General features: G+C 33.4%; 12 protein-coding genes. 4 read left to right on the forward strand and 8 right to left on the reverse strand.

From position 1 onward, the window contains the following. Window positions 1–243: 243 nt before the first annotated feature. Window positions 244–1,107 carry a class I SAM-dependent methyltransferase gene (locus H6F32_RS13720; protein WP_190369891.1) on the reverse strand — a complete coding sequence of 288 codons (864 nt, stop codon included), beginning with the start codon at window positions 1,105–1,107 and terminating at the stop codon, window positions 244–246. Between the two features lie 402 nt (window positions 1,108–1,509). Between H6F32_RS13720 and H6F32_RS13725 the strand changes: the two genes are divergently transcribed. From H6F32_RS13725 to H6F32_RS13740, 4 genes are all read left to right on the forward strand, one after another. After that, window positions 1,510–3,687, forward strand: coding sequence for a transglycosylase SLT domain-containing protein (locus H6F32_RS13725; RefSeq protein ID WP_190369892.1), 2,178 nt, complete (start codon window positions 1,510–1,512; stop codon window positions 3,685–3,687). A gap of 649 nt (window positions 3,688–4,336) precedes the next feature. After that, complete coding sequence (locus tag H6F32_RS13730; protein ID WP_190369893.1) at window positions 4,337–4,804, forward strand: Hsp20/alpha crystallin family protein; 468 nt, start codon at window positions 4,337–4,339, stop codon at window positions 4,802–4,804. 539 nt (window positions 4,805–5,343) lie between these two features. Next, window positions 5,344–5,589 (forward strand): hypothetical protein, encoded by a 246-nt coding sequence (locus tag H6F32_RS13735; RefSeq protein WP_190369894.1) that lies wholly within the window; start codon window positions 5,344–5,346, stop codon window positions 5,587–5,589. Window positions 5,590–5,619: 30 nt separating this feature from the next. Then, a complete protein-coding gene (locus tag H6F32_RS13740; protein WP_190369895.1) occupies window positions 5,620–6,606 on the forward strand; it encodes a hypothetical protein in 987 nt (328 codons plus the stop codon). Between the two features lie 205 nt (window positions 6,607–6,811). On the opposite strand, the gene H6F32_RS13745 is transcribed toward H6F32_RS13740, so the two are convergent. The 7 genes from H6F32_RS13745 to H6F32_RS13775 form a co-directional block, all read right to left on the reverse strand. Next, entirely contained in the window at window positions 6,812–7,345 is a 534-nt protein-coding gene (locus H6F32_RS13745) for a peptidoglycan-binding protein (RefSeq protein ID WP_190369896.1), read from the reverse strand. Between the two features lie 418 nt (window positions 7,346–7,763). Further along, window positions 7,764–8,843 carry a calcium/proton exchanger gene (cax, locus tag H6F32_RS13750; RefSeq protein WP_190369897.1) on the reverse strand — a complete coding sequence of 360 codons (1,080 nt, stop codon included), beginning with the start codon at window positions 8,841–8,843 and terminating at the stop codon, window positions 7,764–7,766. 553 nt (window positions 8,844–9,396) lie between these two features. After that, a complete protein-coding gene (locus H6F32_RS21100) occupies window positions 9,397–12,045 on the reverse strand; it encodes a formylglycine-generating enzyme family protein (protein ID WP_313926639.1) in 2,649 nt (882 codons plus the stop codon). A gap of 308 nt (window positions 12,046–12,353) precedes the next feature. Then, window positions 12,354–13,553 carry a MoxR family ATPase gene (locus H6F32_RS13760; protein WP_190369898.1) on the reverse strand — a complete coding sequence of 400 codons (1,200 nt, stop codon included), beginning with the start codon at window positions 13,551–13,553 and terminating at the stop codon, window positions 12,354–12,356. 197 nt (window positions 13,554–13,750) lie between these two features. After that, entirely contained in the window at window positions 13,751–15,169 is a 1,419-nt protein-coding gene (locus H6F32_RS13765; protein ID WP_190369899.1) for an EAD6 domain-containing conflict system protein, read from the reverse strand. 29 nt (window positions 15,170–15,198) lie between these two features. Continuing rightward, window positions 15,199–16,056, reverse strand: coding sequence for an EAD6 domain-containing conflict system protein (locus tag H6F32_RS13770; protein ID WP_190369900.1), 858 nt, complete (start codon window positions 16,054–16,056; stop codon window positions 15,199–15,201). Between the two features lie 25 nt (window positions 16,057–16,081). After that, the gene (locus H6F32_RS13775; RefSeq protein ID WP_242031134.1) at window positions 16,082–16,630 is read right to left on the reverse strand and encodes a Pycsar system effector family protein; all 549 of its coding nucleotides are present in this window, start codon (window positions 16,628–16,630) and stop codon (window positions 16,082–16,084) included. Window positions 16,631–16,677 lie beyond the last annotated feature (47 nt).

The following is a 16,677-nucleotide window of genomic DNA, read 5'->3' on the forward strand; positions in this document are numbered from 1 at the left end:
TTCGACAAGCTCACCAACCACCTCAGACAGTATAAATCATATAAATAACCAAATTGTTGATATCTGACGCACCCACTCAACAGATTTTTTACTGTGACACTTGCGTAGGTTCTAATATTTTGGAAATACAGCACATTCCATCTACATGAGGTACACTATGAACACAGCAAGATGCCTGTATTACAAAGGTTTTATCATTAATATCTATACCTCATAATAAGAGAAACTGCTGTAATGTTGTTATTATATAACTTTTTGAAATAGTTGACCGGCAGAAACATAAGTTACTTCGATATTTCTTTGATAATAGGTTTCTATTTTTGCTTTTAATGATATAAATAGGGAGTTTCTGATTTCTGAATTGAGTTTTAAATAAGGTGTAAAGGTACTTAAAAGTAGTAAATAATCATCAATAGTGTAATTTTTTTTATAGATAATTATTTGTGTATTTAAGTGAGTAAATTTTTCAGATTTTAGGGTATTTTCTTTCCAACTTGCTATTATTTGTTTTTGATGTTCAATTGTTTCATATTTAGCTAAAGATGGGGCATAAATTTGATAAATTTCTTCTATATTTTGATATAGATGATAATTAAGTTGAGGTGTCATATTCCATAATAAAATTAATATACCGTTATTTCTTAAAAGATCAGCAGTTTTATTATAGACAATTTCTGGGTTTAACCAATGCCAAGAATTTGCAGCTAAAACAGCATCAAACGTTGTAATTTTTTGTGGTGTAAATTCTTCCAAGGTTGTTTGTAAAAATTGAACATGAGGATAATTTGCCAAATTTTGTTTTGCTATTTCACAAGCTGGTAGACTGGGTTCTAAGGCTAAAATATTAAATCCTAATTTGGCATAGGGTAATGTTGCTATACCAGGACCACAACCGATTTCTAAGATATTGGCATTTTCTGGTAATTTGGCAATGCTTAAACCTTGGTTGATGATGTTCTGGGGATAGGATGGTCTGATGTAATTGTATGTTTGTGCGATATTTGAATACCAGTTTTTTCTAGTTTCTAATTCTTGGGGATAGGTGTTGATAAATAGTTCAACTTGCTGGTTGATTTTTGCTTGGATATTTTGAGGTTTATCAGTCATGACTATATTTTAATCTTAGTTTAATGTTGTTGGGTTTCCTTGCGTCAACCCAACCTACCATAATAAGATGATCACCTAAAATTGCTGGATCGCCTGATGAATGGTTAACTATGTATCGCTACCAGTGTGTTAGACCAAGCTAATGTGCAGCACTCACTGTATAATTAAAAAAACCTAAAGTTACAGTAGCACAAGCATCTTGCTTGTATTAATTATTCAACTTAAAAGCACAACAGCTTAAAACTGTAACATACCTTACTTAAAAAATCCCAGCAAGCAAAACTTGACGGAAATCATTAGGCAATGATTGTAAAATTTAGCAAAATAGTGTTTATCTAATGTTACAGTATTTAAGGTACTGATCTACTTTTTTCCTTGACTCTCTACTCCCATAGATTATCCATGCTGAAGAAACTCCAAAAAACACAAATTTATTTGCTTGCTGGTGCTGGACTATTGGCTTTTTGTGCTGGGGCAATGGTTTCTGCCCCCCAATTAGGAAAAACTTTGGGAGAATGGTTAAATTTAAGTCAAAGTGAACCAGAAAAGCTATCTGAAGCTCATAAAACTAAATCAATTGTCTTTCCTTTGGTATCTCAATCTATACCGGAAAGGTTTCAAAAACTCACAGAAATTGCTGAAAAAGGTAATTCTCCTGACAGACAAAGGGCGCGTTATTTGTTAGCAAGTGATTATATAGAAACTTCTCAAGGTAAAAAGGCTTTAGAATTATTAACAGGTTTAGAAAATGATTACCCTATCTTAGCTCCTTATATTTTGCTCAAACAAGCTCAAGCTCATGATATTTTAGGAGAAAAACCACAGGCTTCTGATTTACGACAAAAGGTATTAAAAACCTACCCCAAAGAGGCGGCAGTTGTCAAGGCCATATATTTAATTGGGCAACCAAAATTACAAGATATAGCTATTACTAAATTTCCCTACCATCCCCTGACTTGGGAAATTATTCGTAAACGGTTACAAGATAACCCTAAACAACCAAAATTAAGATTAACTCTGGCTAAATATGCTGCTAATGATCCGGGTATTGTGGGTATTTTAGATGAATTGGTGAAACAACCACCTTTAACACCAGAAGACTGGCAATTAATAGGCTCAGTTTATTGGGAAAATAATCAATTTACTAAGGCTAAAGATGCCTATATTCAAGCTCCAAAAACCGCAGAAAGTATTTATAGAATTGGGCGAGGCTTTCAATTAAATAAGGAACAAGATAAGGCGATCGCTGTCTACAAACAACTGATTCAAAAATTTCCCACAGCTACAGAAACAGGTACAGCTTTACTCAGATTAGCCGAAATGTCTCAAGGTGCAACATCTATTACCTATCTCAATCAAATTATTAATAAATTCCCTGAACAAGCACCAGTAGCATTAGAGAAAAAAGGCAAATTACAAGAATCGCTAAAAGATACTAAAGGTGCTAGTGAAACTTGGGAATTATTGTTAGGTAAATACAATACCTCTGAAGCAGCAGCAGAATATAGATGGCGTAATGCCATAGCCAAAGCTAAGGCTAATGATTATAATAGTGCCTGGCAATGGGCGCAACCAATTGCTACTAATAATCCTGATAGTATTTTAGCCCCTAGAGCTAGTTTTTGGGTGGCTAAATGGGCTACAAGATTAGGCAAACAACAGGAAGCAATTACAGCTTATAAATACGTTCTCAGCGAATTTCCTCACTCCTATTATGCTTGGCGATCTGCTAGTATTTTAGGTTTAAATGTGGGTGATTTCCAAACTGTGCGTTTCCTAAATCCACAAATAATTATCCCTCAAAGACCTCTACCAACAGCAGGATCAGAAACTTTTAAGGAACTATATTTATTAGGTCAAGATCGAGATGCTTGGTTACAATGGCAGGCAGAATTTACTAATAGAAATAAACCCAGAGTTGGCGAACAATTTACAGATGGTTTAATGCAATTAGTTAAGGGAGAATATTTAATTGGTATTGATAAAATTTCTAAGTTAGAAGATCGCACAATACCCGCAGAAAAAGAAGAATATCATGCTTTAAGTAAAAAAATCACCTATTGGCAAGCCCGTTATCCTTTCCCCTATACTCAAGATATTCAACAATGGTCTATCACGAGAAAACTTAACCCTTTATTAGTTACAGCTTTAATCCGTCAAGAATCCCGTTTTCAACCGAAAATTAAATCAGTAGTTGGGGCAACAGGTTTAATGCAAATTATGCCTGCCACTGGTGCCTGGATAGCACCACAAATTAACACGGACTTTAAAAAAATTAACCTAGAAAACCCCCAAGATAATATTATGTTGGGAACTTGGTATTTAGATTATACTCATCAACAATATGCTAATAATTCTATGTTAGCGATCGCTAGTTATAATGCAGGTCCTGGTAATGTAGCCAAATGGTTACAAACTATTCCTAAACAAGATCCTGATGATTTTGTAGAAGAAATTCCCTTTGATGAAACTAAAAACTATGTCCGTCAAGTATTTGGTAATTATTGGAATTATCTGCGACTTTATAACCCAGAAATTGGCCAATTAGTTAGTCAATATTCTCAAGAACAACCTGAATAATGCAACAGTTGCCATGCTAAGTACAAAATCCTCAAATTACAGCAGGTTTGAGGTGTATGAGGTACAGTCACAGATTGGACTTCAATTTTTAAAACTAAGCTGTTGTGCCTTTAACTTGAATAATTAATACAAGCAAGATGCTTGTGCTACTGTAACTTCAGGTTTTTTAATTATACAGTGAGTGCTGCACATTAGCTTACCTTCTCAAATTGGTGTACCTCATTTACTCCAAAAGTGCTGTATATCTAAAAATGTACATCACATCGTCAGAACTACATCTTATCACTACCCAGGTATTTGTTCATAACTTTTTTATCACTATACTAGAGGAAACTTTGAGTAATTGTATAGAGTATCTGCTATTTACCACCTATCACCTATTATCTTACTTCTGAAAGATGTATTTTTCCCACTATACGGATATTGCGATTTTATAGTACATAAAACCGAACTTGATGGAATTATGATCAATTGAGATTTTAGTGTTATGTTGATAGTAGGAAGCTATTATATTAGGCTTCAAAGAGTGAAATTGTAAGAAGAGTATAAATTTTTAACCAGTAGATCATTGTTTACCAATTCAGATACTTGAAGTGTAGTCTAAATTTAGTCTTCTCCAGTTCAATAGTATGTTTTCGTGGAGGTAAATATGACACTTGTACGTTGGCAACCATTCCGGGAAATCGAAAGTTGGGAACCATTTAGAGAAATGGATATACTCCAACGACAAATGAACCGTTTATTTGAAAGATTACTACCTACTGATGGAGGTGGAGATTTAGGACTAGGTTTTATTCCTGCTGCGGAAATAGAAGAAACTGATGATAGTGTACTTTTGAAAGTAGAAATACCTGGTTTAGAACCAAAAGATATTAGTGTGGAAGTAACCACTGAATCAGTTTCTATTAGTGGTGAACGTAAATCAGAAACTACCACAGAAGAAGAAGGTTTAAGTCGTTCAGAATTTCGTTATGGTAAATTCCAACGAATTATTAGTCTACCTTCTGTAGTAGAAAATGATCGAGTTAGAGCAGAATATAAAAATGGTATTTTGTCTTTAACTATACCAAAAGCTGAATCGGCAAAAACCAAAGCTGTGAAGGTTAGACTTAGTTAGTTTGTTGGTTAGTTTGTAGTTAACAAACTGCGCGGTTGTAATATCTGTGAAGGTGTATCAAATCTCGAAAATCTGTAAGTTATTACTAGATAATCTTACTAGATGATCCCATTTGATACACCTTATGAGCAGAGTATTAATTATAACTTTTAATTCTGTCATCAATCACCAATCACCTATTAGATGTCTGGTGGTAATTCAATGTCCGCCTGCCTGTCGGCAGACAGGTGATTTGAAACCCCTTCTAGGGACAATTCATGAATTGTCCCTACATTCATTTTCACTTCTATGTCTATTATAATTCTCAAGATGGATGCAAAGAAAACCATTGTATTCATAGTTTAATAATAATATATCATATCCCTGATTTCTGATCAAAGTTGGGGATATCCGATAACATCTAAGAAGGAAACTTCTGTATTATGGATTTGGATAGGATTTTTGTTGATTTTTAGAAAAGTTATAGAAAAACACATACTGATACAGTTTTATTTGCTTGAATAGTTATATTAAGAGGATTGAGATTTTAATTATTAACTATGGCTACCAAATTGATTGATGTTCGGGAATATACCGTCAGAGCGCACAAAAGACTGATTCACACGCGCATTTTTAATTTCGTTTGTAAAGAGTGCAATCAGGCGACAAAAAGAGAAACTTTCGGTACAAGACCTTTGTATTGTGAAAGTTGTCGTCCTCCCCAACCTCCAAAAAAATCAGTTCAATCATCAAAAATGGCTAAACCAAGACCGATGATTTACATGAATGATACAGATTTGCAGTAATTAACAGTAATTCAATTTGATGGCAATATTATGAATTCTCCAGGACAATTACAAGCACCACCGGATGTTTTTATTACTCCACTTTTAGAGTTAAGAGATTACTATGGGAGTCTGACTCAAAAGTATCAAAGTCTGTTTTTAGAGGCGCGATCGCAACTAGCCCATGTGGAATCTTTACTATCTAGTTGGTCCTATGATGATCACCAAAAATTATCACAGCTTCCGGCGGTTTCTGAAGAATCTCTAGCATTTTTATCTTCTCATTATACCTCGGAAGGTTATGTAAATTCTGTAAAATCAGCAGTGATAAATAATATTTCTATCAATGCTGAACATACAGAAAAATTAGCAGAAGTAGAACAAATAGACAAGATAGAAAAACTACAATTCTATCAACGACAAAGACATCATTTACTCAGGGGGGAAGAAGTTCCCATGTTAAATGAGTATCAAAATATGAGTCGCATGGAAGCCTTAAAAAAACTGTTGCGGGAATATCTGGGTACAGTTTGTCACATAGACTTTATTGTGCGATCGCTCTATGGTGATTTAGAGCCTACCATTTTCAAAGTTGTTAAAGGTAGAGTTCAATCATCATTAACCCAAGGTAGAGAAAGTGGTTATTGGTCAGCAATTCCCAATGAACCAGGATGTTATACCATAGATCTAACAGCCCTGGGTCCCATTCATCAGAAAGGTTTATCCAAGGGAGTAAAAACCAAAACTCCCAAACATTTCACCAGAAATCAATCAAAAACTGTACCCATGTTACCACAATTTCAAGGTCAGTTTTTAATTGATGCACTGACATTATTTTTAGAAAACAACCCTGGCAAAGTTTTCAATGTTAATGAAATAGTTAATGGTATTTATGGCAAATTAGACGAATTAGAAATCAGAGAGGTGAAAAATAAAGTCCTAAATGAATTATCCAGAGGTCATCGCACAGGAAGATTTGTCAGAGTACCTCATCAAATAGGATTATATACCTTGGATATGAATATGGTGCGAAGATAGTCTTCCTAGTAGAGTGCGTCAGATATTAATAATCTGCTTATTGACGTTATTTATAAGTCTGACGCATCCTACCAATTCACTGATAGCTGATAGTTAACCGCTATTAAGCTGTTGTGCCTTTAACTTGAATAATTAATACAAGCAAGATGCTTGTGCTACTGTAACTTCAGGTTTTTTAATTATACAGTGAGTGCTGCACATTAGCTTAACTTGTTAATTTCCACCAAGTTTTATGGCCAACAATACCATCGGCCGATAAACTATGACGATTCTGAAAAGCCTTAACTGCTACTTCTGTCACAGGTCCAAAAACACCATCTACAGCAACTCCATAGCCATTAGATAATAACAATCTTTGTAAAACTCTTACAGATATTCCTGAACTACCAAACCCCAAAACAGGCATATTTTCCGATTTAACTGGAGAATATCTAGTAGCTAGTTTTACAGATGGATTTTCATTTATTGGTACATTAGCAGCATCAGCTAACATAAATGAGCCTGAATCAATCTGTTGTATTTGTTGTTGGTTGACTTGTTGAAAAATCTTATTCCTTCGTAATGCTAAATTAGGTAAATTATCTACATTATTCTCCTCAACTTTGATAAACTCAGGTGGTGTAATCGGCAAAGTAGAAATGAACTGAGAAGATAAACGATTAAATTGCTGGATATAGTTTTTTGACTCTGGAACAAAATGATGTAAATTTGATGGTGCTAAACTGAGTATACCTGTCATTAATAATCCTATTTATTCATTATATTTGACCATATTTAACCATATTTAACCTACATAATACCCTACTTAACTCAAAATAAAAATCAATGCACACCTCAAAAGTTTGATATTACAAAACTTCTCTTATATGAGACTATATAACCGATTTAATCTATTCATCTATCTTGAGGAAGTTTAAATTTTAGCAAAATTTTGTAAGTAGTCAGCTGTCAGTATTCAGTAGGAGTTTAATAGTGCTAAACTCCTGCAACCGCCAGCCAGAATGGCATTCAAAATTCTGAAAGTTGAAAGCTGATAGCTAATAGATATCTGGTGGTAATTCAATGTCCGTCTGCCTGTCGGCAGACAGGTGATTTGAAACCCCTTCTAGGGACAATTGATGAATTAATTGTCTCTACATTCATTTTCACTCCTATGTCTAATTAACAACTGGATGGAAGTAAAAAGCAAAACCCAATACCATATAAGCTGCTAACAATAAAGTTCCTTCCAACCAATTAGATTTTCCATCGGAACTAATACTATTAGCAATTAACACAGCCACAGCTACGGCCACTAATTCAAAAGGTTGAAAACCTAAATCCATTGGTTTACCCATAAACCAACCCGCTATTACTAACACAGGAGCAACAAATAGAGCAATTTGCATACTTGAACCCACAGCTACAGATAAAGAAAGATCCATTTTATCTTTCATAGCAACTGTTACAGCCGTTGCGTGTTCTGCCGCATTACCAATAATAGGTACTAAAATTACCCCGGTAAATAATGCTGTTAAACCTAATTTTGATGTGGCTACTTCTAGGGTATCAACTAATAGCTCTGATTCAAAAGCAACTAGTAGAGTACAAACTAAAAGTACACCTATCCATAAAAAAAGATTTGGTTTTTCACGACTTTCTTCTTCCTCCACATCTGCTACACCAACATCATACAAATAAGCATGAGTTTTCATAGAAAATAGCAAAGTCAAGCCATAAACTAAAATTAACACTACAGCCACTGCTACAGAAAGATTTTGTATGGTTGTTTCACTAATTCCCATAGAAGTATAATTCATCGCTGTAGGTAACAAAATAGCAATTACCGCTAAATTCATTGAAGAAGCATTTACTCTCGCCACTACAGACTCAAAACTCTGCTCTTTATATTTTAACCCTCCTAAAAGCATCGAAAGACCCATTACCAACAATAAGTTACCAATAATGGATCCGGTAATACTAGCTTTGACAACATCAATTAAACCTGCCCTTAAAGCAACTAAAGCAATAATTAATTCTGTCGCATTACCAAAAGTGGCGTTTAAAAATCCACCTAAAATTGGACCAACTACAACAGCTATTTCTTCTGTAGCTTCTCCCATCCAAGCCGCTAGGGGTAATATAGCTAGGGCTGCTGTAATAAAAACTATTAATTCTCCCCATTCCAAAAAGTGTGCGGCTAAGGAAATAGGAATAAACACTAGTAAAATCGTAAAAATCAGGTTTTTGGTAGACATTTTTTACCTAACATTATCTGTAATTTGTACAGTGATCATATCTGTAACTGTTAATTATCTGTGCAAATATTGAGAAAGTTTTCTATTCTTTTACAAAAATTAGTAAAAATAGTTAAGTTTATTGTAATTTTCTTGACAGAATCAATAATGGTGGAAAATTCTTTTGTATTATGGCTTACTAAAGATTACTAATGCAATTTGCGCACTTTGCACATCATAGTAACTTATTAGCATAACAATACTAGCTAAATCAGCCTTAATTATACCAGCTATTTGTCCAGCTTTTTTATCTAAAAGTATCAAGATGAATTAATTTAGAAAACTTTGTAATAATTTTAGTAAGCTAATGTGCAGCACTCACTGTATAATTAAAAAACCTGAAGTTACAGTAGCACAAGCATCTTGCTTGTATTAATTATTCAATTTAAAGGCACAACAGCTTAGTTCAAAAAAATCAAAAGATAAAAAAAATTTTTCAACCGCTCCGTTTCACTACGCTCAAGAAAGTAAAAAAGAACAAGTGCAAAGGGCAAAAAGGCAAAAGTATAAAGGGCTACAAAGTCCTCCCCACCCCACACACAACACGAAAACCGATATAGTTGTCGAAGTGGCCGCGCCCCGCCCTAACATCAGGGTTGCGAGACGCAGAACGGCAGATGACAGGAATGTCGTTCCAAGAACCACCACGCACTACAGCAGTTTTAGTCTTGTCAAATAGAGTAGTATTGTCGTCAAACCATGGCCTACCATCTGTTGGCGATCCTTCATAGTTATTATGCCAATCATCTAAACACCATTCCCATACATTCCCGTGCATATCGTATAATCCAAAGTTGTTGGCTACTTTAAAAGACCCTACTTCTGTTGTTTTTTCTCTGTAAACTCCTTTAACTCCATTTCCATAAGTGTAATTCCCATCATAATTAGCTAAATCTGTGGTAATTGTCTCCCCAAAGTGAAACGGTGTGGTTGTACCTGCTCGACAAGCATACTCCCATTGTGCTTCACTAGGTAAGCTGTAGGGTCTGTCTGTATATTGAGAAAGACGTAAACAAAACTCTACGGCATCATACCAGGAAACTTGCTCTACAGGGCGATTATCCCCTTTAAATGCAGATGGATCTAGTTCTAGTTGTCGGTTTATTTGGGGTAATTGTGCCACAAATCGCCATTGTGCTTGGGTAATTGGATATTTACCCATCAAGAAGGGTGGTACTGTGACGGAATGCTGGGGACGTTCACTATCATAACTATCTTGCTCTTTGGGTGAACCCATCATGAAAGTACCACCGGGAATAGACACCATTGCTAAGGTGAGATTATCGCCTAATTCTTCTGGGAAATACTCTGCTTTTTGTGGTTGACGTTTTATGTTTAATTGTGTCTTTCCCATGCCAAAGAGTGGTTTTTCCGGTTCTATGGTAGCGACTTCAAAATCAAACGTCTTGGTAGTTAAAATAGTGGCAGTGGTAAATGAAAATTCTTCTAAGGTAATTGGTGTTACCTTCCAAGCCTTTTCCAGTTCGTTAGCCAATGTGCGATACTGGCCTCCCAATCTTTTTAAAACTTTGGTAGTGATAGTAGCAAAATATTCAAAATTTAACCCTGAAAGATTTTTCTCTTGTTGGATATGTTTTAATTCCTGTGGATTTTTCAATAAAGCCTGAAATTCTTTGACACTTTCTCCTAGTTTTTTGGCAATATATTCAGAAATTTTATCAACTATTTCCAGAGAAGTAATTCGCAAACTGTCTTTCAGGAAAATATCTCTGACTTCTTCATTAACAAAGCGATATTCGATGTCATCTGGATGTTTACCTGGCGTAATTTCTTGAGTAGGTTTTAAGATTCCTCCTAAAAATACTTCAGCTATGATATGAACTAATTTTTCTGATTGAGGTAGGAAATTTTTTTGAATTAATCGCACTATTGGTAAGTTAATTACAGGTGCAGATGCTAATAAACTGGCTAAATTCCTGGCTAATGGTGAAGAACTCATGCGAAATTGATATACTCGCTGTTGATTGGTTATTGGAGATATATTTTCTAATTCATTTTCTAATTCATTTTCTTCTGTCTGTGTTTGTTGTTTAATTATATCTGAATCTGGAAAGGCAAAACCACCAGCGCCAGTAGTTCCTTTTCCTATAATCATTTTACCCCAAGTTTCTATGGAATCTGGTGTGAGACTAAATACAGGAACTTTAATAGATTTATGAAAATTAATATCATCCCAAATTAAAATTTTTTTAATAGATAAATTACGATTAGCGACTGTATTATTGGCAGAATTAGCCAGAGAATTGGCAATATTTAATTGTACCATTGCCCCAGAACTTAACGCAGTTCTTAACCACATTCTTTCGGGTAACATTTGCACAATAGCCACAGTATTATATTTTCCCCAAATGTTAAATAGATTAAAAGCTGTACCATTGCGCCAAATTTCGCTCACACAATCACTAACTATGAAGATAATTCTATGACCACTAGGATCAATTAATTTTTGAGGAGAATATATTTTCTTACCTATTTTTTTACCTATTTCTTGTTTTAAATAAATATTTCCCTTATCTTGAGAAATACCCAAGGTTTGAATATGGCGAAATATACCATAATGTTTAAGAATTTGTTGTAATTCTTTGATGATACGTTGCCAAAAAATCATAGAATCACTTTTATCTATAACAAATACTAAATCAAATTTTAATTCTGTTCTTTGTTGAAGTATAGGAATACAAATACCATTTAATTCTGCCATCAGTTCAACGGTGGCTTTTTCATTTAATAATACTGGTTTACCGTAGGCGATATATTGAATTAAAGGATGTAGTGCTTTAGCAATTTTTCGGGGATAGGGAAGGGAGGAAACATCAGGAATATTGATTGACAAACCACTATCAGGATAGTCATTTGGCGATTTAGTAATCACAGCAACTGGAACTGGAGGAGGAGGTTCTTGTTCACTGTTACCTCTCATTTGTTCAGGTTTTTGGGGCTTGTTTGGGATTTGTGGAGGTGTATTTTCAGATTGATTATTGGGATTATCTTTATTAGTTTCTAGCGATGAATTTGGTTTTTTTTCCACAGAAATAGGAGTACAAGTTTGTTGTGCTAACCAAAGAACTTCGGCAATTTCTGTACCAGTCAGATTTAATTCTTTTTCTAATGTGGTGATGAATTGGTCAAATTGCGCATTCATGGTTTTAAAATCTTTTGATTATTTACCTCTATTATTTATATTTTAGAGTATTTTAGGGTATTTTACAACTAAGTTTGTAATGTTAATTAACCGTTAATTAACCTTTGATAAGCTAATGTGCAGCACTCACTGTATAATTAAAAAAACCTAAAGTTACAGTAGCACAAGCATCTTGCTTGTATTAATTATTCAAGTTAAATGCACAACAGCTTAATAGCGATTTATTGGTGCGTTACGCTATCGCTAACACACCCTACTATACTATGGTCTTTTCTTAGGAGAGGGTTAAAGAGGTAAGAAAGGTAAATTTACTGTTCATCGGTGTCAGATAAAGATTTAAACAATAAGTTTTGTATATCTTCAGTAAAAGATTCAGGATTGAGGTTATTTCTCATATAAATAGCATTTAATAATTGATCTGTTGCCCTTTCTGTTGCTTCTTTTTCTCTAAAGTCTGTTATGAGCTTATCTATTGTTTCTTTCATGTTTTGATAACTGTCATCATCAAAATGAGATTTAATGATCTCTTTTAAAGATTCAGGATCAGGATCAGGCATTCTTACCCGTAAACAGCGCCGCACAAATGCGGGAGGAAAGTCTCTTTCTCCATTACTGGTCATAATAATAATGGGAAATTCTGCACAATGTACTCTACCTGCTTTAATTGTGGCTTTAATATCTGGATCTTCTGTACGTACTGTTACAGGTTTAACAGTTTCTCCTTGTTTTTCTTCTTTTTCTTCTATTTTAGATGTTTCTATATTAGCAGTATCAGCCCAACGGACTAACTCAGGAATGGAAAATTTACCTTCTTCAAATAGATGTAATAAATCATTGGGTAAATTGATGTCACTTTTATCAATTTCATCAATTAGTAAAACCCTAGGATAATTAGATGGTAAAAATGCTGTACCCAATGGTCCTAATGTAATATAATTACCAATATCAAGAAGTTTTTTCTTTTCTGGATCTATAATTAATTGAGAATCTTGAAGTCGGGCGATCGCATCATAAGCATATAATCCATCTTGGAGAGTAGAACGGGAAGTAATAGGCCAACTGAGTACAGTTCCTAATTTTAATTCATGAGCGATCGCATAAGCTAAGGAAGTTTTACCGGATCCAGGATTTCCTGTTACTAACAGTGGTCTTCGTAACAAGATAGCAGCATTAACGGCATCTAGAACTGTAATTTTATTAATATTATTAATACTAGTTTCCTCTTCATCACTATCATTATTTGCTGAGGTTAATTGACTAGAAACGCGAAATTTTTTACCCTTTTCTTGACCTCGTTCATTTTCGGGAGAGTTAGCTAATTGTTGAATTTTTTGCCATCGTTCTTGAATTGCTGGTAAGTCCTCCTGTTGAATTTCTAAAAATTTTCGCCAAGGTGGAGGAGATTTGAGTTTTTGTTTGATATTAATATGATGATCTTGTCCATCACCATAGAATAAATACCAGTCTTTGTTGTTTGGTGAGTTGTTTTCTGTTTGATGTTCAGTCATTATTTGTGTCCTTAAATATAGTTTACAGATTGTTTCCAGATACCGGACTTCTTTCCAGATACCGGACTTCTTTCCAGATACCGGACTTCTTTCCAGATACCGGACTTCTTTCCAGATACCGGACTTCTTTCCAGATACCGGACTTCCTTCCAGATACCGGACTTCTTTAAGAAGTCCGGTATCTTAACTCTTATTTATCAGATTTTCCTGGCCATATTAGGGGATATCAGTTGATTTACTTCCTCTGGTATTTTATCATGATCAAATAACACTCCTACTGTTAAATTTTTTTGATATTGTTGATAAAATTTTCGTCTAATATTGAAAATGTTATTGTATATTTGATATATTTTACAATAACTATCAGTGGATATTTTAAAAATTTCTCTACCTAGATCACTACTATGTTCGTCAACTGTGCATCTGCATCTAGTCCATACACACAAAGGAATACCTGGAGAAATGTAATGTATATAAAACTTATCTGGTTTTAATTTTAAGTCATTTTCAGGAATAATCTTATAACAATTTTCTCTTTGAAGAGAATCTAGAAGATTATTTATATCATGACTATCATTAATAATTTGTTTTAGTTTTTTAAATTTTGACTCTAACTGACTTCTAGAATTAGGATGTTTAAACCTATGATGGGAGCGTACTGTAAGAGGATATAAATAACCAATTGGTTGATTAATTTCATTTTCCTCAATTATTTTCATACTAAAATCTTTAATTAAAAGTTCATTAGGTAAAAATAATTCAATAATTGGTGTAGGACTAAAAAAAATGGGTGTTAATCGCAGTTGATCGATAATTTCACGTATGGCAACAGAAATAATTTCCTTTTCTAAATAACCTTGTTCTCCCTTAGATAATGTAATAATTGTTTGATCATCAGCAGCATGGATCAGAGTATCATTATTTCTAAATTGTGCAACTTGAGATGTTATATAATATTTCCCCTGCACTGTGGTATGAGGAGTAACAATAACAAAAATATAATTAACAATATAATCTAGACTTTTAGTATTATCTACACTTTCACTGGTAACTTCTGGTTCTGGACAATTCGTATTCATCCATTCTGTTAATTCATTTTTAACACTTTCAATATGTAAGAGATGTTTTAGAAAAAACTCTCCAAAATCGTTTAAATGTAAAGCAATGTTATCAGATGTTTTTATTGACTTTACTAAATTAAAAATAATATCTACTATATTAAATGATTTTATAGTCTGAATATTTCTATTTTTTAAACAATATTTTTCATTATAAATCTGAACAATTTTCTGTTCCCTTTCATGTTCAATTCTTTGTAAAACAGAAATTAAAAGATGGCAATGGTACTCATTAAATAACTCATTTAAATAATTTACCAAATCACAAAAGCGTTCACTGTCTTGACAAAGTATGTTTAGGAAACTATCTATGAACCCTCTTGAAATTAAATATTTAACTAAATCACTATATCTAGCATTAACCGTAGTTCCAGCAATTGCATGATAAGGATTTCCTCCTAGACTACCTGTATTATTGTCACATATAGTCCTCAGTTCTTGCTCTCTAAATACATCTTTAATAATTTTAATTAATACTTGTTTATATTCGTCTGTCATATTCATTATGTTTCACTAAAAAAAATGATTTATTTTCGTAAAGATTCTACTAAATTAGCAAAGTGTGTACTCTCTTGACAAAGTATGTTTAGGAAACTATCTATAAACCCTTTTTTAATTAAATGATTAACTAAATCACTATATCTAGCATTAACCGTATTTCCAGAAATTGCATGATAAGGATTTCCTCCTAGACTACCTGTATTATTGTCACATATAGTGATCAGTTCTTGCTCTGTAAATACATCTTTAATAATTTTAATTAATGCTTGTTTATTTTTATCCGTCCATATAATAGGTCTAATAGATTGTACATAATTTGCAAGCATAGGACAACCATAAGCCTGTCTTGACTGACCATGTTTATTTTCAAAAGTTTGACTAGAGAAATTAGTTCGTATTTCTTGAGAAAGTGCATTATATGTCATTTCATCAATAAATAACCAACCAGGAAACGCTCCTGTTTCCAATTCTTTAACTACCACCAAAACATTACTAATCATTGGGTTCATACGTTCAGGATCATAATCAACATTACCTGTTGCAGCACCAATGCGAAAACACCACTGATCTATACCTGTTTCTTCATTACGCTCATTAACCTTTCTGCAAAATATTCTAATAAAATTATAAGCATTTTCAACAGATTCAAATGTCAGTCTACAACCATCAGCTAGAGCAGTTTCAATTTTTGTAAATTCACCTTGAATTTCTTGATTTTTAATTGATTGATTAAAAGCTGTAGCAATAATTTCTTCAATTTGTTGGATAAATTTGGCTAGAGTTTCATTACCTAAATTGTATTTAGTGTATATATCTTGAAAAGACTTTGATGAGTTAACAAGATCAAGTTGAACTACAGTTAATTCCTTATTGATAGATGACATAAAATACCTCACTAATTATAAATGATTATAAATGACGATAAATCACTAAATTAAACAAAATAACACAGGGAATTACTAAAATCGAAGCAATTAAAACATATACTGCATAGGTAAAAAGTTGAAATTTCAGAAAGGCAATTTCAGCATTAACAGTAATTTGTGTAGCAATATCTTGATATTCTTTTTCATAAGGTGCATTGATTTTACCCTTCAAATAGTGCTGATTAAGTGCTGCTAATAAATCAGTTGCATTATATTTTTGTAAATCCCCAAAAAACCAAAAGTTATCTGTATCTTTTTGGATATAATTTGTATTTTTAGGTGGTTTACTTTTTAACCAAACAACACGTTCAAGATTGGTTTTAGGTAAAAAAGATAACGTACAAACTAAAGCACAAATAGAAAGTAAAACAGTTGTGAAAAATAACCCAATTTTTAATGAATTAGGCAGATTTTGCCCTGTGGACAGTATAGTGATAGTAGCAGTAATCGCAGCACCAGAGAAACCGAGCAGAATACCATTTTTAGCCTCTGCAAACTTTAGCCACTCATTCACATTTTGAAATATTGACATGAGCTTAGAAGAAATATCATCCATAAGGAGAACAGCTTTAGATTTAT

The sequence above is a fragment of the Anabaena sp. FACHB-1237 genome (genome assembly GCF_014696225.1).
Taxonomy (GTDB): domain Bacteria; phylum Cyanobacteriota; class Cyanobacteriia; order Cyanobacteriales; family Nostocaceae; genus FACHB-1237.

Excerpts from the sequence above, each read along its gene's own strand:
- H6F32_RS13735 (WP_190369894.1), top strand. The coding sequence starts at position 5,344 with ATGGCTACCAAATTGATTGATGTTCGGGAATATACCGTCAGAGCGCAC.
- H6F32_RS13740 (WP_190369895.1), top strand. The coding sequence starts at position 5,620 with ATGAATTCTCCAGGACAATTACAAGCACCACCGGATGTTTTTATTACT.
- cax (WP_190369897.1), bottom strand. The coding sequence starts at position 8,843 with ATGTCTACCAAAAACCTGATTTTTACGATTTTACTAGTGTTTATTCCT.
- H6F32_RS13775 (WP_242031134.1), bottom strand. The coding sequence starts at position 16,630 with ATGTCAATATTTCAAAATGTGAATGAGTGGCTAAAGTTTGCAGAGGCT.
- H6F32_RS13760 (WP_190369898.1), bottom strand. The coding sequence starts at position 13,553 with ATGACTGAACATCAAACAGAAAACAACTCACCAAACAACAAAGACTGG.
- H6F32_RS13730 (WP_190369893.1), top strand. The coding sequence starts at position 4,337 with ATGACACTTGTACGTTGGCAACCATTCCGGGAAATCGAAAGTTGGGAA.
- H6F32_RS13770 (WP_190369900.1), bottom strand. The coding sequence starts at position 16,056 with ATGTCATCTATCAATAAGGAATTAACTGTAGTTCAACTTGATCTTGTT.
- H6F32_RS13720 (WP_190369891.1), bottom strand. The coding sequence starts at position 1,107 with ATGACTGATAAACCTCAAAATATCCAAGCAAAAATCAACCAGCAAGTT.
- H6F32_RS13725 (WP_190369892.1), top strand. The coding sequence starts at position 1,510 with ATGCTGAAGAAACTCCAAAAAACACAAATTTATTTGCTTGCTGGTGCT.
- H6F32_RS13765 (WP_190369899.1), bottom strand. The coding sequence starts at position 15,169 with ATGACAGACGAATATAAACAAGTATTAATTAAAATTATTAAAGATGTA.
- H6F32_RS21100 (WP_313926639.1), bottom strand. The coding sequence starts at position 12,045 with ATGAATGCGCAATTTGACCAATTCATCACCACATTAGAAAAAGAATTA.
- H6F32_RS13745 (WP_190369896.1), bottom strand. The coding sequence starts at position 7,345 with ATGACAGGTATACTCAGTTTAGCACCATCAAATTTACATCATTTTGTT.